This is a genomic window from Pseudoduganella aquatica (assembly GCF_020865585.1).
In the GTDB taxonomy this organism is placed as follows: Bacteria; Pseudomonadota; Gammaproteobacteria; order Burkholderiales; family Burkholderiaceae_D; genus Rugamonas; species Rugamonas aquatica_A.
In genome coordinates, this window is record NZ_CP086370.1 from 3978667 (window position 1) to 3999979 (window position 21313).

The window sequence follows — 21313 nt, forward strand, 5'->3', positions numbered from 1 at the left end:
GTCAGCGCAGCGTGTAAAGATAGGCCGCCATGTCACGCGCATCGGCCGGCGAAACGCCCATGGCGGGCATGGCGGTACCGGGCTTCATGGCCGCAGGGTTGGCAATCCAGCGCTGCAGCACGTCCGGCGAATTGGGCAGGTCTCCGGCGATATAGCTCGCGCGCCCGAAGGTATCCAGCGCCGGGCCGGTTCTGCCTTGCGCGCCTTCGACGCCTGGAATGCTGTGGCAAGCCGCGCAGTGGTAGCGCTCCAGCAGTACCCTTCCCACACCTGCATTGCCACCGGGCACGGGAATGCCGGCCGGACCGTCGTCGCCGCACCCGGCCAGTGTAGCCAGGGTCAAAGCCATGCAGCCGACTGTCCGGTAGGTGCGCACCGTAGAACTCCTGTGCTGATGAGGTCACTGGCTATAATACAAGAATGCCAAAATTGGCTAATTTCTATTGACCACACACAATGCCATCCAACCGGCGCCGGCTGATGCTCAACACTGTGGCTGCGACAGCGGCCGGGCTGGCTGCGCTTGGCGCGCTGGGGGCCTACGTGGTGGTGGAAGGCGGCTGGTACGACGTGGCCGCCAACCGCCAGCACCTGCAGCCGGTGCACATGGTGCTGGAACAGGCCATGCACGCGTCGGTGCGGCGCCATGCGCGCGATATCGCCGCGCCGCCGCTGGACGAGCCGGCGCTGATACGTCGCGGCGCGGCCATGTACCGCAGCCATTGCGTGGCCTGCCACGGCGGCCCCGGTGTGGCGCAGGAGAAGTTCGGCCAGAGCATGCAGCCCGTGCCCGGCCCGCTGGTGGACGCGGCGCGCCGCTGGCGCCCGGCCGAGATGTACTGGATCATCCGGCACGGCATCAAGATGAGCGGCATGCCGGCGTGGGAGTACCACATGGAAGAGCAGGACCTGTGGGCCACGGTGGCCTTCCTGGCCGAGCTGCCCAGGATGACGCAGGCCGGCTACCGCAACTGGATGGCGGAAGCCGGCACCGCCGGCAGCGGCGGCCCGCCGCGCGCGCCCGCTTCCGCACAAGCTCCGGCCGCGATGCTGCCCGGCCGGGCCGGGCGCGGACGCGTCGCGCTGACGCAGTACGCCTGCCACATGGTTCCCGGCGTGACCGGCTCGCGCGTCTACGTCGGCCCGCCGCTGCAAGGCATCGCCGGCCGTGCGCTGATCGCCGGGCGCCTGCCCAATTCCACGGCCAACCTGGTGCTCTGGATACGCGACCCGCGCCACGTCGAGGCCAACACCACCATGCCCGTGCTGGGCGTCTCCGAACAGGACGCGCTGGACATCGCCGCCTACCTGCAAACGCTGTATTGAACGCGCCGTGCGTCACGCATTCGCGAAATGCGCAATCATATACGGATGAGCAACGACCATCCCCCGCAGGCGGCCGATACCGGCCAGCGCGGCTTCCTGCACCGCGTTGTGCTAATGGACGGCATCGCCGCCCTCTTCCTGCTGACCCTTGCCGCGCTGTGGTTCGCGGCCGACGCCCTGCTGCTCATCTTCGCCTGCATCCTGTTCGCCATCCTGCTCAACGCCTTGGCCCGCATCGCCTGCCGGCGCCTGCACCTGCCATCAAAGCGCCTTGCACTGGCGCTGGTGCTGGCGCTGCTGGCGCTGCTGCTCGGCGTGGGCGGCTGGCTGATGGCGCCGCAGCTGTCGGAGCAGGCCAGCCACCTTGCGCAGGTGGTGCCCACCTCGCTCGACCAGGTGCGCACCGACCTGGCGCGCTACCCCAGGCTGCGCGCCCTGCTCAGCGAACTGCCCAGCAACAAGGAGCTCACGCGCCAGATGTCCGCCCTGGTGCCCAACGCCGGCCTGTTCTTCTCGGGCGTATTCGGCGCGCTGGGCAACGCCCTCATCATCATCGTGGTGGGCATCTACTTCGCCATGCGCCCGCAGCTTTATGTGAACGGCATCGTCAGGCTGGTGCCGCCCAGCCGCCGCCCGCGCGCCCGCGCCGTGCTCGACGAAATCGGCGGCACGCTGTCCAAATGGCTGGTGGGGAAAGCCTGCTCGATGGTGGCGGCCGGCGCCATGACCGCCATCGGCCTTAGCCTGCTCGGCGTGCCGATGGCGCTGCTGCTGGGGATTATCGCGGGCCTGCTGGACTTCATTCCCTATGTGGGACCGCTGATGGCGGGCGTACCGGCCCTGCTGATCGCCTTCCCGGACAGCCCAGCGCTGGCGCTCTACGTGCTGCTGCTGTTCGGCGGCATCCAGCTGGTGCAGGGCTATCTGCTGGAACCGCTGATCGACCAGCACACCGTGGCGCTGCCGCCCGCGCTCACCATCGCCATGCAGGTGACCTTCGGCGCGGTGTTCGGCATGGCCGGCGTGGCGCTGGCCACGCCGATGACGGCGGTGCTGATGGTGCTGGTGGTGATGCTTTACGTGCAGGACGTGCTGGGCGACGATGCCCGGCCGCCCGCGCGGATAAAGGACTAGCCCGGCACCGGCGCCTGTTTCTGCGTCTGGTACAGGCGGGAGTAATGGCCGCCGCGCGCCAGCAGCGCGTCGTGGCTGCCGGATTCGGCGATGCGGCCGGACTCCATCACCACAATCCGGTCCGCCTTCTCGATGGTGGACAGGCGGTGCGCGATGACCACCGTGGTGCGGCCCTGCATCAGCACTTCCAGCGCGGCCTGCACCTGGCGTTCGGACTCGGTATCCAGCGCGCTGGTTGCCTCATCCAGTATCAGGATGGGCGCGTTCTTGTACAGCGCGCGCGCAATCGCCATGCGCTGGCGCTGGCCGCCGGACAGGCGCGAACCATTCTCACCCACCTGCGTTGCGTAGCCCTGCGGCTGCTTCATGATGAAGTCGTGCGCGTAGGCCGCGCGCGCCGCCGCTTCCACGCGCGCCTGATCCGGCGCCGGGTCGCCGTAGGCGATGTTGGCGGCCAGCGTGTCGTTGAACAGCACCACGTCCTGGCTCACCAGCGCGATCTGCGAGCGCAGGTCGGCCAGGCGGTAGTCGCGCAGGTCGTGGCCGTCAAGCAGGATGCGGCCCTGGTTCACATCGTAGAAGCGCGGCAGCAGGCCGGCCAGCGTGGTCTTGCCGCTGCCCGAACCGCCCACCAGCGCCACCGTTTCGCCGGCGGCAATGTCGAGCGACACGTCGCGCAGGGCCGGCGCCGCGTCCGAGTCCGCCGGGTTGTACTGGAAGCCCACGCCCTGCAGCGAAATGCCGCCGCTGGCGCGTTTCAGCTCGCGCCTGCCCTCGTCCACTTCGGCCGGCGCGTCGATCAGGCCGAATACCGACTGGGCCGCGGCCAGGCCGCGCTGCAGCGGCTCGTTAATCTTGGTCAGGTTCTTGATCGGCGACTGCATGGACATCAGCGCCACCATGAAGCCGACGAAAGCGCCCGGAGTCAGGTGGCCGGCGCGGGCGCGCAACAGCGCGAAATAGATCACCGCCGACAGCGTGATACCGACCAGCATCATGATCGCGCCAGAGTTGATGGCGGCGGTGGCGGCGTGCTTGACCGCCAGGTGGCGGTTATGCTTGACCACGCTGTGGAAGCGGCGCTGCTCATATTCCTCGCCGGCGAAAATCTTCACCACGCGCTGGCCGCCTATGCTTTCGTCCAGCACGCTGCTCAATTCGCCCATGGCCGATTGCGCGTCGCCCGCCAGGCGGCGCATGCGGCGCCCGGCCACGGTCACCACCACCGCCACCAGCGGCAGCAGGCCGAAGCAGAAGCAGGCCAGCTGCCAGTCGTAGCTGATCAGCAGGATCAGGTAGCCAACCGAGGCCACCGAATCGCGCACGAACACGTTCAGCACGCTCAGCCCGGCCTGGGCCACCTGGGCCGCGTCGTAGGCCACGCGCGACAGGGTGGCGCCGGTGGAGGTCTGGTCGTAGTACTTGTTGGGCAGGTGCAGCAGGCGCGCAAACATTTCTTCACGCAGATTAGCCTGCACCCGGCTGGTCAGCCAGGCCGAGCCATAATCGCCGGAAAACGTGCTGACCATGCGCAGCAGCGCCAGGCCGGTAATGACTAGCGGAATGCTCCACAGCGCCGCCTCGGTCGGGTTGCCCGGCAACAGCGAGTCCAGCCAGCCCTGCACCGTCAGCATCATGCCGCCCGTCGCACCCTGGATGCCGCCCAGCGGACCGCTCTCCGGACCGGCCGGACGCAAGGCGTCCACCACATTCTGCAACTGGCGGATCAACAGCACGTCGGTGGCAGCCGCCACGCCGATGGCGGCCAGCGTGGCCAGGACGGCGCCGAGGTAGGGACGGAACTGCCTGAGCAGGCGGAAGTAGAGTTGGCGGCTTTGCACTAGAGCACTGTTTCTAATAACGGAAGCCTGCATTGTAATCGCATTAAAATGCCCACGGCACCCCATCATCCTAATAAAAGAGACCTCCATGACCTACGAAACCCTGCAAGTCACCCTGGAACAGCATGTCGCCGTGATCCGCCTGAACCGCCCGGACAAGGCCAACGCCATGAACCTGGCCATGTGGCACGACATCCGCACCGCTTTCGAGTGGGCCGACAGCACGCCGGACGTGCGCGCGGTGGTGCTGGAAGGCGAAGGCAAACTGTTCACCTCCGGCATCGACCTGCAGATGATGATGGGCCTGGCCGCCTCCATCCGCAACGACTGCGACGGCCGCACCCGCGAGAACCTGCGCCGCACCATCCTCGACCTGCAGGACTGCCTGAGCAGCCTGGAGCGCTGCCGCAAGCCGGTGCTGGCGGCCATCCACGGCGCCTGCATAGGCGGCGGCATCGACCTCATCACCTGCGCCGACATGCGCTACTGCTCGGCGGACGCCTGGTTCAGCGTGAAGGAAATCGATATCGGCATGACGGCGGACGTGGGCACCTTGCAGCGCCTGCCGAGGCTGATCGGCGAAGGCATGGCGCGCGAACTGGCCTACACCGCCCGCAAGGTGGACGCGGCGGAGGCGCGCGAGATCCGCCTGGTGAACCGCGTGTTCGAGTCGCGCGAGGCGCTGGCCGGCGGGGTGCGCGAGATCGCCGCCGGCATCGCCGCCAAGTCGCCGCTGGCCGTGCGCGGCACCAAGGAAATGATCAGCTACGCGCGCGACCACAGCGTGACCGACGGCCTGAACTATATCGCCACCTGGAACGCGGCCATGCTGATGTCGAACGACTTGCAGGCGGCCATGATGGCCAATATGAGCAAGCAGGCCCCGGTATTCGACAACTGATCAGTTGATCTCCCTCAAACACCGGACGAATAGCAATATATAAACGTTGCACTTCCCTACACACTGGACCGTAGCGCTGCACCTTGCGCCACGCGAAATTTCTCAGTGAAAAGGAGAGTGCATCATGAAAATATTTTACGCGCTCATTGCGGCGGCGGCCCTGGCGGCCGCACCGCCGGCGCAGGCCGGGGTGACCGTCCTGAGCGCCGGGTTTGACAACGTGGGGGCGCTCAGCGGCTGGCTGTTCGTCAACCAGAGTTCGCCGGCCGGCATGCCCTGGTTCCAGGGCAATGGCGGCATCTTCCCGGCCCAGGCGGGCGGCGGGAACGCCTACGCCGCCGCCAACTTCCTGAGCGCCGCGCAAGGCAGCGGCACCATAGACAACTGGCTGATCACGCCGCAGCTGAGCCTGCCGGGCGCGGCCACGCTGAGCTTCTACACACGCAGCGCGGGCACGCCGGGCTTCAGCGACCAGCTGGAGATACGCTATTCAAGCGGCGGCTCGTCGATCGGCGACTTCAGCCACTTGCTGATGACGGTGGGCGGCGCCAGCGCTTATCCGGCTGACTGGCAGCAATACACCCTGAGCGCCGATCCCGGCGGCAGCGTGCGCTTTGCCTTCCGCTACACGGGCGCGGCGGCCAATGCCGACTATATCGGGCTGGACACGCTGGTGGTGAACGCCGTGCCCGAACCGGCCGAGTGGCTGATGCTGGCCGCAGGCTTGCTGCTGGTGCGATGGCGGGCAAGGCGGCGCGCAGCTCTGCCGACACGCCTGTTTGCGGCTGCGGCGCTGCTGCTTGGCGCGCAAGCTGCTACAAGCGCCACCGCAGCCGGTCAGGACGGCATGATCATGGTGCGCGACGAGGAAACGGGCGCCATGCGCCCCGCCACGCCGGCCGAATTCGCGGCGCTGCGGGCGCAGCAGCTGCGCGGGCCGATAGTACCGCCCCAGGTCCAGCAGCGTTCGGACGGAACCCGGCAGTCGCGCGTCAGCACGCGCGCCGTCTATTCGGTGGCCGCGCGCGGCGCCGACGGCGCCATCTCCAGCATCTGCGTGCAGGGCGCCCAGGCGGCCGAGGCGGCGCTGCGCAAGGGCGATGCCCGGCCCGCCGCAGAACAAAGCAAGCATCAAAGCGGGGAGCACAGCCATGAACGCCGCTAACTTCATGCACACCCTGCGCGCAGCGGCCGCAGCCGCGCTGCTGGGCTGCGCCGGACTGGGCGCCGCATTGGCCGCCGTGCCCATCGTCATCATCAACGGCAACGGCCCGGGAGTAGGCTTCAACGATCCCACGCCCGCCACGCCGGTGGGCGGCAACAGCGGCACCACGCTGGGCCAGCAGCGCCTGATCGCTTTCACCTACGCCGCCAATATCTGGGGCAGCCAGCTCACCAGCAGCGTGCCGGTGCGCATCCTGGCCAGCTTCGAACCGCTGCCCTGCACCGTCAACAGCGGCGTGCTCGGCTCGGCCGGCGCCTGGGACGTGTTCTCCGACTTCCCCGGCGCGCCCAAGCCCAACACCTGGTATCCCGCCGCACTCGCCAACAAGCTGCACGGGGCCGACCTGTCCGCCCCCAGCGACCCGCACATCGGCGCCACCTTCAACTCCCGCCTCGGACTGGCCTCGGACTGCCTGCCCGGCGCCGGTTTCTACCTCGGCCTGGACGGCAATTTCGGCAACGGCACCGACTTCGTTACCGTGCTGCTGCATGAAATGGGCCACGGCCTGGGCTTCCAGACCTTCACCGACGAGACCAGCGGCGACTACCACGCCGGCACCCCCTCCATATGGGACCACTACCTGCTGGACAACAGGCTGGAACACGAATGGGTGGAAATGACGGCGGGCCAGCGCGCCGCCTCGGCCATCAGCAGCGACGGCCTGTCGTGGAACGGCCCGCTGGTCACCGCCGCCGTGCCGGGCGTGCTGGATCCGGTGTCGCGGCTGGCCATCGCCGGGCCGGCGGCCGGCCCCGCCGCGCACGACTACGAGGTGGGCGACGCCTCCTTCGGCCCGCCGCTGGCCAATCCGCCGCTGCTGGGCCAAGTGATGCCGGTGGTGGACCAGACCGACGGCCGCGGTCTGGCCTGCAACCCGCTGTCCCCGCTCAACGCGCTGGCCGTCAACGGCAACGTGGCGCTGGTGGACCGGGGCAGCTGCACCTTCGTGCTGAAGGCGCGCAACGTCCAGGACGCGGGCGCCATTGCCATGATCGTGGTCGACAACGCGCCCGGACCGGTTACCGGCCTGGGCGGCGCGGACCCGGCCATCACCATCCCCTCCGTGCGCGTGTCGCAGGCGGACGGCAATGACATCCGCGCACAGTTGCAGCGGCGTTCGCGCACCCGGTCCGGCGTGACGGCCAGCCTGGGCGTCAATCCCGCCAAGCTGGCCGGGGCCGACGCGCAAAAGCGCATCCTGATGTACGCGCCGAACCCGGTGGAGCCGGGCTCGTCGGTCTCGCACTACAGCACCGCCGCCAAGCCCAACCAGCTGATGGAACCGGCCATCAACGGCGACCTGACGCACGACGTGGCGCCGCCGCGCGACCTGACCCTGCCGCTGCTGAAGGATATCGGCTGGTAATATGGGCGCATGTCCCGATCCAGCGCCCTGTTCAAACTCCACTTCGCCGCCGTGCTGTTCGGCAGTACCGCACTCTTCGGCCACGCCATGCGCGCCAGCCCCACCATGATCGTGCTGGGGCGCACGGCGTTTGCGGTGCTGGCGCTCGGCCTGTTTGCGCTGCATGGCCGGCGCGCGCCGTGGCACGGCCTGGCGGCGCGCGACATCGCCAGGCTGATCGCGGCCGGCCTGGTGCTGGCCCTGCACTGGGTCACTTTCTTCATGGCCGTGCGCAGCGGCGGCGTGGCGCTGGCCACGCTGGGCTTCGCCTCCTTCCCGGTCTTCGTGGCGCTGCTGGAACTGGCCATACTCGGCGAGCGCCTGCGCTCCCGCGACGTGGCCGTCCTGCTGCTGGTGCTGGCCGGGCTGTTCCTCATCACCCCGGCCTTCGACCTGCGCAACGCATCCACGGAGGGCCTGCTGTGGGGCATCCTTTCCGGCGCCATCTACGCCTGCATCGCGGTATTCAACCGCTATTTGTCGAACGCCGCGAGCGGCACGCAGTCGTGCTGGTGGCAGTGCCTGGCGGCTGCCTGCCTGCTGGCGCCCTTCGGCTGGCGCGAAGCGGCCGCGCTGCCCGCCAGCGAGTGGCTGCTGCTGGCCTGCCTGGGCGCCGTCTGCACCGCCCTGGCCTACACCATGCTGATCCATGCGCTGGAAAAGGTGAAGGCGCAGACCGCCGCCATCGTTATCTGCATGGAGCCGGTGTACGCCATCGCCCTGGCCTGGCTGCTGTTCGGCGCCGCGCCCGGCGGGACCGTGCTGCTGGGCGGCGCGCTGGTGGTCGGTGCGGTACTGCTGTCCTCGCTTCAGCCGAAAAAACTTGTTTAAATGGTAAAATACGTCCCATTAAAGACGACACAGATGAATCATGGCTAAAAATCGGACGCTATTGCCCGGGGTGGCGGTTTCCCTGTTGCTGCACGCGGTGCTGATCGCCATGTTCATCGCGCCCAGCCGTCCCGAGCCGCAGGCCGACGCGCGGCGCATGATGGTCTGGCTGAATCTGCCCGCCAAGCCCCTTACCCCGGTCCAGCCGGTCAAACCGGCTCCAGCCGTCGCCGCCGTCCGCCAGCCCAAGGCAGAAACTAGCACGAGCCCGCAGCAGCGCAGCACCCGGCCCGAAGAAACCGTGGCTGCCGCCCAGCCCCAAGCGCAAACTCAGCCGCAGCCGCAAGCGCCGGCCCAGGCCGAAGTCCAGCTGCCGGCCGACCCGTTCGCGGCCGCCCCGGCGCCGGCCCAGGGCAATTTCGACGTGAACGCCGCCATGAAATCGGCCCGAAAACTCGCCACAGCCAAGTCCACCAAGGGCGATCCGCCGGTGGCGCAAATCTACGACAAGCCCCTGTACGGCCTGCCCGGCGACACGCCGCTGGGCAGCTCGGTGGCCCGCACCGCCCGCGCCGACTGCAAGAACGTGGCGGCCGGCACCGGCATCCTGGCGCTCATTATCGTGCCCGTCATGATATTGACCGACAAAAAGGACTCCGGCTGCAAGTGGTAGGCCGGATGTCTATACAACAGCAAAATGAAGATGTTTTTGAGCAATAGCCCCTGCCGTGGTACATTTTTGTACACGACAACCCCCACAACGCCGCCGCCGCCCCTTGCCTGACCTGGACTTTCGCCATCGCCGTCTTGTGCTGACCCTGCTGCCTTCGCTGTGCGCAGTGCTGGCGAGCGGCCGTGCGCTTGGCGCGCCTGCGGCGGAATCCCTCGCCGTGATCTTCCCGGACATCGGCCAGCCGCACCGCAAGATCTTCACCGAAATCATCGAAGGCATCGAGGAGCAGGCCAAGCTGCGCGTGCGCGGCTACCCGGTGGCCGCCAATGCCGATTTCACCGAACTGCAAGCCCTGCTCAAGCGCAACGGCGGCAAAGTGGTGATCGCGCTCGGCCGCCAGGGCCTGCAGGCGGCCAGCGCCTTCGACGCCTCCACCGGCGTGGTGGTTGGCTGCGTCAGCTCGGTGCCGGACAGCGAACGCCTGCGCGGCATCAGCCTGCAGCCCGACCCGGCGCTGCTGTTTTCCAACCTGAAAAGCATGATGCCCCATGTGCGGCGCGTCATCGTGGTCTACAACCCGCAGACCAACGCCGCCATGATCAAGCTGGCGCGCGAGGCGGCGCGCAGCCACGGCCTGGAGCTGCTGGCGCTGGAAGCGGGCGACCTGGCCATCGCCGCGCGCCGCTATGAAAGCGCCTTCGCCTCGGCCGACAGCCGCACCGACGCGGTCTGGCTGCCGTCCGACCCGGTGACGGTGGACGAATCGACCATCGTGCCGCTGGTGCTGAAGGAATCATGGAACCGCAGCGTGCCGATCTTCTCGAGCAGCATCCTGCACGTGAAAAAGGGCGCGCTGTTCGCGCTCTACCCGAACAACTTCGAGCTGGGGCGCGACCTGGCCACCCTGGCGATCGGCGTCCTGAACGGCGAGAATCCCCGCCCCGGCGTCACCCCGCTGCGCGCCGTGCGCACCGCTTTCAACTGGCGTTCGGCCAGCCACTTCGGCCTCTCCGTTGCCCTCGGACAACAGCGCACTTTTGACTCGATTTTCCCCGAGCCTTGATCCACCGGGCCTGCCAGGCAGAAATATTTTGTATTTGTTAATTATTCTTCTTGGCAATTGAATTTCTTTCCAATCCACCAAGAAATCCATGTGCTAAGTGGAATATACTACCGGCAGTAATTTGGCCGTTGCATGGCGCTAGCTGTATGAGACCGCGCCGAGGCCGCACCGGATAGAATAATGATTAAAACGACAATTAACGCCAGCCGCCGTCTGCGCGCCTGCGCCGCGCTGCTGCTGACGCTGGGGATGGGCATCGCGCCGCAGGCCGCCTATGCTGTGCTGGACGAAGGCGACGGCGCCATCGAGCTGCCCGGCCCGGGCGCCGACGCGCGCTCCACGGTGAGCGAGGTAATGGCCCGCATCCAGTCCGGCAGCGTGCCGGCGGCCGACCAGCGGCCGTTCATGCGCCCCATCACCCTGGCCCAGCTGGAAGACCAGCTGCGCCGCCCCGAAGTGCAGGCCTCCATCGGCAAAGGCACCATCGCCGTGCTCTACCCCAACGTGGAGCCGCAATTCCGGCCCGCTTTCACCAGCATCATCCAGGGCATAGAGGAACGCACCAAGCTGCGCGTGCGCAGCTACCCGGTCGACCCCAAGATGGATATCGCCGAGCTGAACGCCACGCTCAAGCAAAACGGCACCAAGGTGGTGATCGCGCTGGGCCGCCAGGGCCTGAACGCCACCGCCGGCCTGGACCGTGAAATCACCGTGCTGGTGGGCGGCGTGCTGCTGCTGTCGGATGCGGAGAACGTGGCCGGCATCAGCCTCACGCCAGACCCGGCGGTGCTGTTCGCCCGCTTGCGCGCACTGCTGCCGGACCTGCGCCGCGTGGTGGTGGTGTACGACCCGGCCAAGAGCGATTGGCTGATACGCCTGGCGCGCGACGCCGCCCGCGCCCAGGGCCTGGAACTGGTGGCCCACGTGGCCAACGACCTGGCCCGGGCCGCCCAGCTCTATCCGCAAGTGATCGGTTCGGCCGACAACCGGCGCGACGCGCTCTGGCTGCCGCACGACAGCACCACGGTGGAGGAAAGCACCATCCTGCCGCTGGTGCTGAAGGAATCGTGGAACAGCGGGGTGCCGGTGTTCTCGTCGAATATGCTGCATGTGAAGAAGGGCGCGCTGTTCGCCATGGCGCCCAACAATGTGGAGCTGGGCCGCACGCTGGCCAGCTCCGCGCTGGGCGTGATCGCCGGCGACGGCAAGCGCCGCAGCCTGACGCCGCTGCGCGAACTGCAGACGGCCATCAATCTGCGCACCGCCAGCCACATGGGCCTGAACCTGGGCCACCAGCAGCAGCGCAATTTTGATTTCGTGTTTCCGCAGCCCTGATTTATTGAAGATTTCTTCCGGTGGACTATGTTTCATAATTATTTGCGCCGTACAGGATTCCGCCGCCAGCTGACCGTCATCGTTTCGGCCGCCATTCTCGGCCTGGCCCTGTTCTCCTCGCTGATGAACTCCTGGGAAGCGCGCGGCCGCATGCGCGACCACTTCACCGAGCAAGGCCAGCGCATTGCCGACAACCTGGCCCGCCAGAGCACCCTGGCGCTGCTGTTCCATTCCGCTGAAAACGCGCGCGACGTGGTCAGCACCACGCTGGCCTTCCCCGACGTGGTGGGCGTGCAGATCGCCGACGCCAAGCACAAGCCGCTGCTGTCGCAAGGCCCGCTGAGCGCCAAGCTGGCCGCCATGAACGCGGCCCAGGCCAGCCCGGCCAGCGCCAGCATGGTGGGCGAAAACTCGGACGCCTGGCTGTTCGGCGCGCCGGTCTACGGCGGCCAGAGCGAAGCCTCGCCCTTCGACATGCAGGAGCAAAAACCGCAGCTGCTGGGCTACGTCCACGTCCAGGTGGGCAAGGACACGCTGAACCGCCTGACCTGGTCTCTGCTGGTGGGCAATATGGCGCTGACGCTGTCGTTTGCCGCCATCCTGCTGGCGCTGGTGCGCCTGCTCACGCGCCACATGATCAACCCGCTCAACGCCCTGTCCAACCTGATGCGCCGCGCCGAGGCGGGCGAGTCCGGCATGCGCGCCGCGCCGGCCGGCCCGCGCGACCTGATCGACATGGCGCAGGCCTTCAACGAAATGATGAACGTGCTGGAACAGCGCGAGGCCGAACTGAAGGAATCGCGCGACGCCGCCGTCAACATGGCGGAAATGAAGGCGCAGTTCGCCGCCACCGTCAGCCATGAAGTACGGACGCCGCTCAACGGCGTGGTCGGCATGCTGGACATGCTCAAGGAAATGCGGCTCACGCAGCGCCAGCAGGAATGCGTGGACGTGGCGTGGAACTCCTCGCGCACGCTGATAGACCTGATCAACAACGTGCTGGACTTCTCCAAGATGGACGCCGGCAAGCTGGCCCTGGAGGAAACCGACTTCGAGCTGCGCAAGCTGCTGGAAGAAGTGATTGAACTGGTGGCCCGTCCGGCGCAGCAGAAAGGCCTGGAGCTGGCTTACTTCATCGCGCCGGGCGTCCCGGAACGCATCAACGGCGACGCGCTGCGCCTGCGCCAGATCCTTATCAACCTGCTGGGCAACGCCGTCAAGTTCACCGAAAAAGGCGAAGTCACGCTGCGCGTGGCGCTGGCGCCCGCCACCGAAGCCGGCGTGCAAGCGCCCTTCGGCCTGCAGTTCGAGGTGCGCGACACCGGCATCGGCATGACGCAGGAAGTGCAGGACCACCTGTTCGAGTCCTACGTCCAGCCCGACCCGTCCACCACGCGCCGCTACGGCGGCACCGGGCTGGGCCTGGCCATCTGCCGCCAACTGGTCGGCCTGATGGGCGGCGACATCAGCGTGCAAAGCGCGCCGGGATCCGGCACCACCTTCACAGTCAGCGTGCGATGCCAGCCCGCGCAGACCCAGTTCAGCTTCGAGTCCGACCCCGCGCTGGCGAATGTGCGCGTGCTGGCGCTGGACGAAAGCAGCACCGTGCTGGACTTCCTCAAGCTGGCCCTCACGCGCCAGGGCATGACCTGCTACCTGAGCGGCTGCGGGCGCGAAGCCATGGTGGAACTGAAGGAAGCGGCCGAAGCGGGCCAGCCTTACCACGTGGTCATCATGAACGTCGGCGCGGCCGACGACCAGGGCAGCGACCTGGCCGGCCGCATTGCCGCCGCCGGCCTGGCGCCGCACCTGCTGCTGATGGACCGCCACGGCGGCACCGGCACGCCGCCCGGCGCGCAGGCCAGCAGCCACGCCGTGCTGCCCAAGCCTCTGCGCCAGGCGCGCCTGCTGGACGCGCTGCACGAACTGCTGGCCGGACGCAGCCGCGCCGAGCCGCAGCACACGCAAGCGCCCGGCGCCATGCCGGTGCGCCAGTTCCGCGTGCTGGTGGCCGAAGACAACCGCACCAACCAGATGGTGGCGGCCGGCATGCTGGCCATGAACAACTGCGTGTGCGAATTCGCCGCCAACGGCCGCGAAGCCGTGGAAGCGGCCAAGCGCAGCCGCTTCGACCTGATACTGATGGACTGCAGCATGCCGGAGATGGACGGCTACGAAGCCACCGCCCACATCCGCGTGGCGGAGGAAGCCGCCGGGCTGCGCACGCCGCTGCTGGCCATGACGGCCAACACCCAGCGCGGCGACGCCGAGAAATGCATGGCGGCCGGCATGGACGACTACCTGGCCAAGCCCATCACGCTGGTCGAACTGCGCCACAAGCTGCAGAAATGGCTGCCGCACGGCGCCGACGGCACCGCGCCCGGCGCCTCCGCAAGCGATGCGCAGGGCGAGGCCCTGTCCGGCGGCTTGCTCAGCGCGCCGCCTTCCGCGCCCATCGACATGGACGTCTTCGACAAGCTGCGCGAAATCCTCGGCTCGGCCCTGCCGCACGCCGTATCGCCCTTCCTGGAAGACTCTCCGGCCTACCTGAACGAACTGGAACAAGCCGTCCACGACGGCGACAGCGACACCGCGCGCGCCCGCGCCCACGCGCTGAAAGGCTCGTCCGGCAACCTGGGCGCCAACGCGCTGGCCCAGCTGGCGCAGCAGATCGAAGCGCTGGCCATCGAGCGCAAGCTGGCGCAGATCGGCCCGCTGCTGCCCGCGCTGCGCGCCCAATATGCCGCCGTGGCCAGCTTCCTGAGCGCCGAAATGAGCGCCGACAACCAGGACTCGCCCACGCCGCAGGAAGAGCTGGCCTCCGTGCTGGTGGTCGACGACGACCGCAGCACCCGCAGCACGCTGCGCTATACCTTGCAGCGCGACGGCTTCCAGGTGGAAGAAGCGGCCGACGGCGTGCAGGCGCTGGCCATGCTGAAGCGCTTCCATCCCGACGTGATCCTGATGGACGCCGTCATGCCGGTGATGGACGGCTTCACCGCCTGCGCGCGCCTGCAGGAGCTGCCGGGCGGCAGTTCCATCCCGGTGCTGATGATCACCGCGCTGCAGGACAACTCCTCGGTGGAGCGCGCCTTCGCCGCCGGCGCCAGCGACTACATACCGAAACCCATCCACTACGCCGTGCTGTCGCAGCGCGTGCGCCGCATTATCGAAGCCAACCGCGCCGAGAAGCGCATCCGCCACCTGGCCTATAACGACCTGCTGACCGGCCTGCCCAACCGCACCCTGTTCTTCGAGCTGCTGGCGCAAGGCATCACCCAGGCCAGCAACGACGGCAAGCTGCTCGGCGTGCTGTTCATGGACCTGGACCGCTTCAAATACGTCAACGACAACCTGGGCCACGACGTGGGCGACCGCCTGCTGGTGGCCGTGGCCCAGCGCGTGCGCCACAGCGTGCGCAACGTGGACACCGTGGCCCGCCTCGGCGGAGACGAATTCACCGTGGTGCTGAGCGACCTCGATGGCCCGGCCGCCGCCGCCACCGCCGCGCACAACATCTGCCGCGTGCTGGCCGCGCCCTTCCAGATCGACGGGCACGACATCTTCGTCACCAGCAGCGTCGGCATCGCCATGTACCCGCACGACGGGGCGGACGTCGCCACCCTGGTCAAGCACGCCGACAGCGCCATGTACCGCGCCAAGAAGACCAACACCGGCTTCCAGTTCTACGAAGCGTCCATGGAGCAGTCCATCTCCGAGCACGTGCGCCTGGAAAGCGACCTGCGGCGCGCACTGGAGCAGGAGCAGCTGGAAGTGTATTACCAGCCGCAGGCCAGCCTGGAAGACGGCCAGATCATGGGCATGGAAGCGCTGGTGCGCTGGCGCCACCCCACGCGCGGCATGGTGCCGCCCAACGAGTTCATCCCGCTGGCCGAGGAAACCGGCTTGATCAATCCACTCGGCGACTGGGTGCTGCGCACCGCCTGCGCCCAGTTGCGCGCGTGGATGGAGCAAGGCCTGCCGCCGCTGCGCGTGGCGGTCAACCTGTCCGTGCGCCAGTTGCTGCAAAAGGAATTCGCCGCCACCGTGGAAGCCGTGCTGGCCGACACCGGCCTGCCGCCGCACCTGCTGGAACTGGAGATCACCGAAAGCACGCTGATGGAAAACGCGCAGGACACGCTGAAGGCGCTGCACCGCCTGCGCAGCCTGGGCGTGCGCCTGTCCATCGACGACTTCGGCACCGGCTATTCCTCGCTGTCCTACCTGAAGCGCTTCCCGGTCGACATCATCAAGATCGACCGCTCCTTCGTGCGCGACGTGCCGATGGATGCGGACGACGTGGCCATCGTCACCGCCATCATCGCGCTGGCGCACAGCCTGCGGCTGGAAGTGGTGGCCGAAGGCGTGGAGACCGAGGCCCAGCTGAACTTCCTGAAAGGCCGCAACTGCGACCTGATGCAAGGCTACCACCTGAGCCCCGCCATCCCCGCCGAGCAGTTCGCCGCCCTGATACAGCAGCGCGAGTCCATTCCGCTCAAACACTGAACATGCACTGAAGCACATTGCAAATGCGCCAGGGGTTGTAGTATTTTGACATCAAGTCCTTGGCGCAACATGGGCACCATGCGAAAATCGCAGGGGACCAATCCGGTTTCCTTACTGCTTCCTGCCATGCGGTTTCTGCCTTGCGTTTCTGCGCTCCTGCTTGCGGCGCTGCCCTTCCCTCCCGCCTTGGCCGCTGGCCCTGGAGACCTGAGCGAGGAAGAAGAACTCTCCCTGGTGTACGGCGACAAATCCTCGGTCAGCATCGCCACCGGCGCGGCCCAGGCGCTGCGCCGCGCGCCCGCCGTGGCCACCGTCATTACGGCGGAAGACATTGCCGCCATCGGCGCGAACGACCTGGACCAGGTGCTCGAGACCGTGCCCGGCCTGCATGTGGCGCGCTCGGCCATCAACTACGAACCGCTGTATATCGCGCGCGGCATCTTCAGCGTGAACAATCCGCAAATGCTGATGCTGCAAAACGGTGTGCCCATGACCACGCTGCTCACCGGCAGCCGCGGCACCTTGTGGGCCGGCTATCCGGTGGAGCATATCGCCCGCATCGAAATCATCCGCGGCCCCGGTTCGGCCTTGTACGGCGCGGACGCCTATAGCGGCGTAATCAACATCATCACCAAGAGCGCGGCGGACACGCCGGGCACGCACTTCGCGGCCGGCGGCGGCTCCTTCGGCACGCGCGACGCCTGTGTGCAGCACGGCGGCAGCCTGGGACCGGTGGCGGTGGCGGCCTATCTGCGCGTGGGCGGCACGGACGGCTTCCGCTCGCTGGTGACGGCCGATGCGCAGAGCGCGCGCGACAAGACCTTCGGCACCCACGCCTCGCTGGCGCCCGGCCCGGTCAACACCGGCAGCGACGCCGTGGACGCCAACCTGGACCTGGCGCTGGAGCAGTGGCGCTTGCGCGCCGGCTACAAGCTGCGCTCCCATATCGGCACCGGCGCAGGCACGGCCTCGGCGCTGGACCCGGTGGGCCAGGGCCATAGCGAGCGCCTCCACGCCGACCTGAGCTGGGCCGCGCCCGACTTCAGCGCCAACTGGAGCGTGGGCGCCACCGCCAGCGTGCTGGAGTTCAAGCAGCGCATCACCACCGACCTGCGCCTGTCGCCGCCCGGCACCCGCTTCCCGACCGGCCTGTTCCCGGACGGCTTTATCGGCCACCCGGACACCTCCGAGCGGCAGATCCGGCTGTCGGCCTTCGCGCAATACCACGGCTTCAGCGGCCACAAGCTGCGCTTCGGCGCCGGCCACGACGACCTGGACATGTACCACACGGCCACCTTCAAGAACTACATCTTCAACCCGGCCGGCGTGCCCGTGCCCACCGGCCCGGTGATCGACTACTCGCGGATCCAGCCCTTCCTGCTGCCGCAGCGGCGCCAGGTCAGCTACTTCAACGTGCAGGACGAATGGCAGTTCGCGCGCGACTGGGCGCTGACCGCCGGCGTGCGCCGCGACCGCTACTCGGACTTCGGCGCCACCACCAATCCGCGCGTGGCCGTGGTGTGGGACGCGGCGCTGGACCTGACCGCTAAGCTGCTCTACGGCCGCGCCTTCCGCGCGCCCTCCTTCAACGAGCAGTACGGCATCAACAATCCCGTCCAGCGCGGCAACCCGGACTTGCAGCCGGAACGCATCGCCACGCTGGAAGCGGCGCTGGGCTGGCAGGCCAGCCAGCATCTGCAGCTGAACCTGAATCTGTTCCGCAATGAGTTGCAGGACATTATCCGGGGCGTGCCCAATCCGCAGGCGGGCACCGGCGCCACCTTCCACAACACCGGCAACCAGCGCAGCAAGGGGCTGGAGCTGGAGGCCGTGTGGCAGGCGTCGCGCTCGCTGCAACTGGCGGGCAACTACGCCTACCAGCGCTCCATCGACTCCGCCACCGGCCTGGACGCGGGCTATGCGCCGCGCCACCACCTCAACGGCCGGCTGGACCTGCAAGTGCCGGGCATGGGCGTGTTCAGCCCGCAGCTCAACCGCGTGGCGGACCGCCACCGCGCGCCGGGCGACACGCGGCCGCCGATACCGAACTACACCACCCTGGACCTGGCCTTCAGCAGCGGCCGCCTGCTGCGCAACTGGGAGATCTCGGTCGCGCTGCGCAACCTCTTCAACGCCGACGTGCGCGAGCCCAGCCTGGCCCCCGGCGTCATCCCCAACGACTTGCCGATGGCGCCGCGCTCGATCTACGTGCGCGCCGTGTTCTTGAACCGGCAATAAACATGGATGGCCGTCCCGGCCATCCACTCGAAGCCACGTTCTTAAATCGGCAATAGAATTTTTTAACTAATTCTCTCCAAATCTCACACATTGCCTGAAATTTAAGCTATTATCTCGCGCTGCAACATTTATTGCATTTAGGAATACATTGTTGCTTTAACGCTAGTAAATATCGGCTTATCGGAAAGCCGATTCGCCCATATTGAGGAGCTTATATGTTTGACAATGTCGAATTCAATCGACAGGAGAAGTCACGTCCTGCCGCCGCCCAACGCACCATGGACATGGCCGACCTGCTGGTCGCCTACCTGGAACAAATGGGCGTGGATTACGTGTTCGGCGTGCCCGGCGGCGCCATCGAGCCGCTGTACGACGCCATCGCCCGCAACCTGCGCAAAGGCGGCAATCTGAGCCATATCGTGGCCCGCCACGAGGCTGGCGCGGCCTTCATGGCCGACGGCTACGCCCGCGAAACCGGCAAGATCGGCGTCTGCGTGGCCACCTCCGGCCCCGGCGCCACCAATATGCTCACCGCCGTCGCCACCGCCTACGGCAACGGCGTGCCCATGCTGGTCATTTCCGGCCAGCCGGCCCTGCCTTCCTTCGGCAAACACACGCTGCAAGAGTCCTCCTGCACGGGCATCGACGTGCTGGGCATGTTCCGCCACTGCACGCGCTACAACTCGCTGATTTCACACCCAATGCAGCTGGAATGGAAGCTGATTACTGCATTGCAGCATGCAACCCGCTCGCCCGCCGGACCGGTGCACCTGAGCGTGCCGGTGGACGTGTTCCGCGCGCCGAGCAATGTGCGCGCCCCCAGCTACGACATGAACAGCCTGCTCCAGCCCGCCGCGCTGATCGACGACGCCGGCATCGAGCGCCTGCGCGCCCTGCTGGCCCGCGCCCGCAACGTGGTGGTGCTGGTCGGCTCCGGCTGCGGCGAGTCCATCCATTCCATCTTGCAGTTCGCCACGCTGAAAGGCGCCACCTTCGTCACCACGCCGGACGCCAAGGGCCTGGTCAGCCCGCAGCATCCGCTGTACCGGGGCGTATTCGGCTTCGGCGGCCATGCCACGGCCGAGGCGGCGCTGCGCGATCCGTCCGTGGACCTGATCGTTGCGGCCGGCACCAGCATGGGCGAATGGAACACCGGCGGCTGGTGCGACAGCCTGCTCAACAACCGCCTCGTGCATATCGATGAATCCGAAGAGCACCTGGCGCGCACGCCGATGGCGCGCTTGCACCTGCGCGGCAGCCTGGGCCTGGTGTTCGACCGCCTGGTGAGCCATATCCAGCGCGAAAACCCGCAGGACGACCAGGCTACCGCGCACCGCCGCGCCATGCGCGAACTGTCCTTCAAGGCCTGGCGCACCTCGGACATGCTGGAAGCGCCGCACGCCTATTTCAGCGACGCCGCCCCCATCAAGCCGCAGCGCCTGATGAAGGAACTGGGCGACCTGTTCCCGCCCACCACCCGCTTCCTGGCAGACGCAGGCAACAGCATCGCCTGGGCCGCGCACTACCTGCAGCCGCAGGACCGCCGCATGGGCGAGCGCCGCAACGCCGACGGCGAGCGCGCGCGCGACCTGGGCAAGCGCCGCAGCACCGGCGGCTGGCTGCGCCTGACCAGCCACTTCGCGCCGATGGGCTGGGCCATCGGCGCGGCCATCGGCACGGCGGCGGGCAACCCGGACGTGCCCGTGGTCTGCATCACCGGCGACGGCAGCATGCTGATGAGCGGCCAGGAACTGTCGGTGGCCGTGGCCGAGCAGCAGTGCGTGATTTTCGTCATCCTGAACGACCGCGCGCTGGGCATGGTCAAGCACGGCCAACGCCTGGGCGGCGCCGAGCAGATCGGCTACGAACTGCCCGCCACCGACTTCGCCGCCCTGTCGCGCGCGCTCGGCGGCCGCGGCCACACCATACGCTCGGCCAAGGACATGCAGGCGCTGGACATCAAGGGCATCTGCAACTACCCGGGTCCTACCCTGCTGGACGTCTACATCGATCCGGAGGAAGTGCCGCCCATGGGCAGCCGCCTGCGCGTGCTGATGGACGACGGACAATAAGAGGACGGCCATGCTCAAACTACAGGACAAGGTTGTACTCATTACCGGCGGCAGCAGCGGCATCGGCCTGGCCAGCGCGCAGCTGTTCCAGGCGCAGGGCGCGCAGCTCGCCATCACCGGCCGCGATCCGCACAAGCTGGAACAGGCCGGCGCCGCGCTGGGCGGCAAGGCGCTGCTGATACGCAGCGACGCGGGCGGCCTGGCCGCCATCGACAGCGTGATGGCGCAGGTGCGCGAGCGCTACGGGCGCCTGGACGTGCTGTTCATCAATGCCGGCGTGGCCAAACCTGCGCCCATTGAGCAGACCACCGAGGCGGCGTTCGACGAGCAGCTGAACGTCAACCTCAAGGGCGTGTTCTTCACCGTGCAGAAAGCCTTGCCGCTGTTTGGCGCGGGCGGCAGCATTATCGTCACCACCTCCATCGCCAACCAGATGGGCTCGCCAATGTTCAGCGTGTACGGCGCCGCCAAGGCGGGCCTGCGCTCGCTGGTCAAGTCGCTGGGACTGGAACTGGTAGGGCGCGGCATCCGCGTCAACGCCATCAGTCCCGGCCCCATCGCCACGCCCATGTTCGACCGCCTGGGCCTGCCTGCCGAGGTGGCCAGCGCCAAGAAGCTGGCCATTGCCGAGAAATCGCCCAGCCGCCGCTTCGGCTCGCCCGACGAAGTCGCGAAGGCCGCGCTCTTCCTCGCCTGCGACGACTCGTCCTATATGGTGGGCGACGAAATCGTGGTCGATGGCGGCATGAGCCTGCTGTAAGGA

15 protein-coding genes are annotated in these 21313 nt (G+C 67.7%); 13 read left to right on the forward strand and 2 right to left on the reverse strand.

Going from position 1 to position 21313, the window contains the following annotated elements; all coding sequences use genetic code 11:
• Position 1: 1 nt before the first annotated feature.
• The gene (locus KT882_RS17755; protein WP_161071244.1) at positions 2-349 is read right to left on the reverse strand and encodes a c-type cytochrome; all 348 of its coding nucleotides are present in this window, start codon (positions 347-349) and stop codon (positions 2-4) included.
• A 131-nt stretch (positions 350-480) separates the two neighbouring features.
• Between KT882_RS17755 and KT882_RS17760 the strand changes: the two genes are divergently transcribed.
• Together KT882_RS17760 and KT882_RS17765 are read left to right on the forward strand one after the other, a co-directional pair.
• Positions 481-1326: a c-type cytochrome gene (locus tag KT882_RS17760; protein ID WP_228892816.1), complete on the forward strand. Its 846-nt coding sequence runs from the start codon at positions 481-483 to the stop codon at positions 1324-1326.
• 45 nt (positions 1327-1371) lie between these two features.
• Complete coding sequence (locus KT882_RS17765; RefSeq protein WP_228892817.1) at positions 1372-2460, forward strand: AI-2E family transporter; 1089 nt, start codon at positions 1372-1374, stop codon at positions 2458-2460.
• On the opposite strand, the gene msbA is transcribed toward KT882_RS17765, so the two are convergent.
• Positions 2457-4301, reverse strand: a complete 1845-nt coding sequence (gene msbA, locus KT882_RS17770) for a lipid A export permease/ATP-binding protein MsbA (protein WP_161071241.1) — start codon at positions 4299-4301, stop codon at positions 2457-2459. The genes KT882_RS17765 and msbA overlap by 4 nt on opposite strands.
• 88 nt (positions 4302-4389) lie before the next feature.
• On the opposite strand from msbA, the gene KT882_RS17775 reads away from it, so the two are divergent.
• From KT882_RS17775 to KT882_RS17825, 11 genes are all read left to right on the forward strand, one after another.
• Positions 4390-5202, forward strand: a complete 813-nt coding sequence (locus tag KT882_RS17775) for a crotonase/enoyl-CoA hydratase family protein (protein ID WP_228892819.1) — start codon at positions 4390-4392, stop codon at positions 5200-5202.
• A gap of 124 nt (positions 5203-5326) precedes the next feature.
• Positions 5327-6367, forward strand: coding sequence for a choice-of-anchor J domain-containing protein (locus KT882_RS17780; RefSeq protein WP_228892820.1), 1041 nt, complete (start codon positions 5327-5329; stop codon positions 6365-6367).
• Positions 6354-7793: a PA domain-containing protein gene (locus KT882_RS17785; protein WP_228892823.1), complete on the forward strand. Its 1440-nt coding sequence runs from the start codon at positions 6354-6356 to the stop codon at positions 7791-7793. Before KT882_RS17780 ends, KT882_RS17785 begins: the two co-directional genes overlap by 14 nt.
• Positions 7794-7802: 9 nt before the next feature.
• Complete coding sequence (locus KT882_RS17790; protein WP_161071238.1) at positions 7803-8663, forward strand: DMT family transporter; 861 nt, start codon at positions 7803-7805, stop codon at positions 8661-8663.
• A 40-nt stretch (positions 8664-8703) separates the two neighbouring features.
• A complete protein-coding gene (locus tag KT882_RS17795; RefSeq protein ID WP_161071237.1) occupies positions 8704-9336 on the forward strand; it encodes a hypothetical protein in 633 nt (210 codons plus the stop codon).
• 103 nt (positions 9337-9439) lie between these two features.
• Positions 9440-10399 carry an ABC transporter substrate-binding protein gene (locus KT882_RS17800; protein WP_228892825.1) on the forward strand — a complete coding sequence of 320 codons (960 nt, stop codon included), beginning with the start codon at positions 9440-9442 and terminating at the stop codon, positions 10397-10399.
• A 180-nt stretch (positions 10400-10579) separates the two neighbouring features.
• Positions 10580-11734 carry an ABC transporter substrate-binding protein gene (locus KT882_RS17805; protein WP_161071235.1) on the forward strand — a complete coding sequence of 385 codons (1155 nt, stop codon included), beginning with the start codon at positions 10580-10582 and terminating at the stop codon, positions 11732-11734.
• A 27-nt stretch (positions 11735-11761) separates the two neighbouring features.
• Positions 11762-16240 carry an EAL domain-containing protein gene (locus tag KT882_RS17810; RefSeq protein ID WP_228892827.1) on the forward strand — a complete coding sequence of 1493 codons (4479 nt, stop codon included), beginning with the start codon at positions 11762-11764 and terminating at the stop codon, positions 16238-16240.
• Between the two features lie 126 nt (positions 16241-16366).
• Positions 16367-18478: a TonB-dependent receptor plug domain-containing protein gene (locus KT882_RS17815; RefSeq protein ID WP_228892830.1), complete on the forward strand. Its 2112-nt coding sequence runs from the start codon at positions 16367-16369 to the stop codon at positions 18476-18478.
• A gap of 215 nt (positions 18479-18693) precedes the next feature.
• Positions 18694-20550, forward strand: a complete 1857-nt coding sequence (locus tag KT882_RS17820; RefSeq protein WP_228892833.1) for a thiamine pyrophosphate-binding protein — start codon at positions 18694-18696, stop codon at positions 20548-20550.
• 10 nt (positions 20551-20560) lie between these two features.
• Complete coding sequence (locus KT882_RS17825) at positions 20561-21310, forward strand: SDR family oxidoreductase (protein WP_161071232.1); 750 nt, start codon at positions 20561-20563, stop codon at positions 21308-21310.
• The last annotated feature ends 3 nt before the right edge of the window (positions 21311-21313 follow it).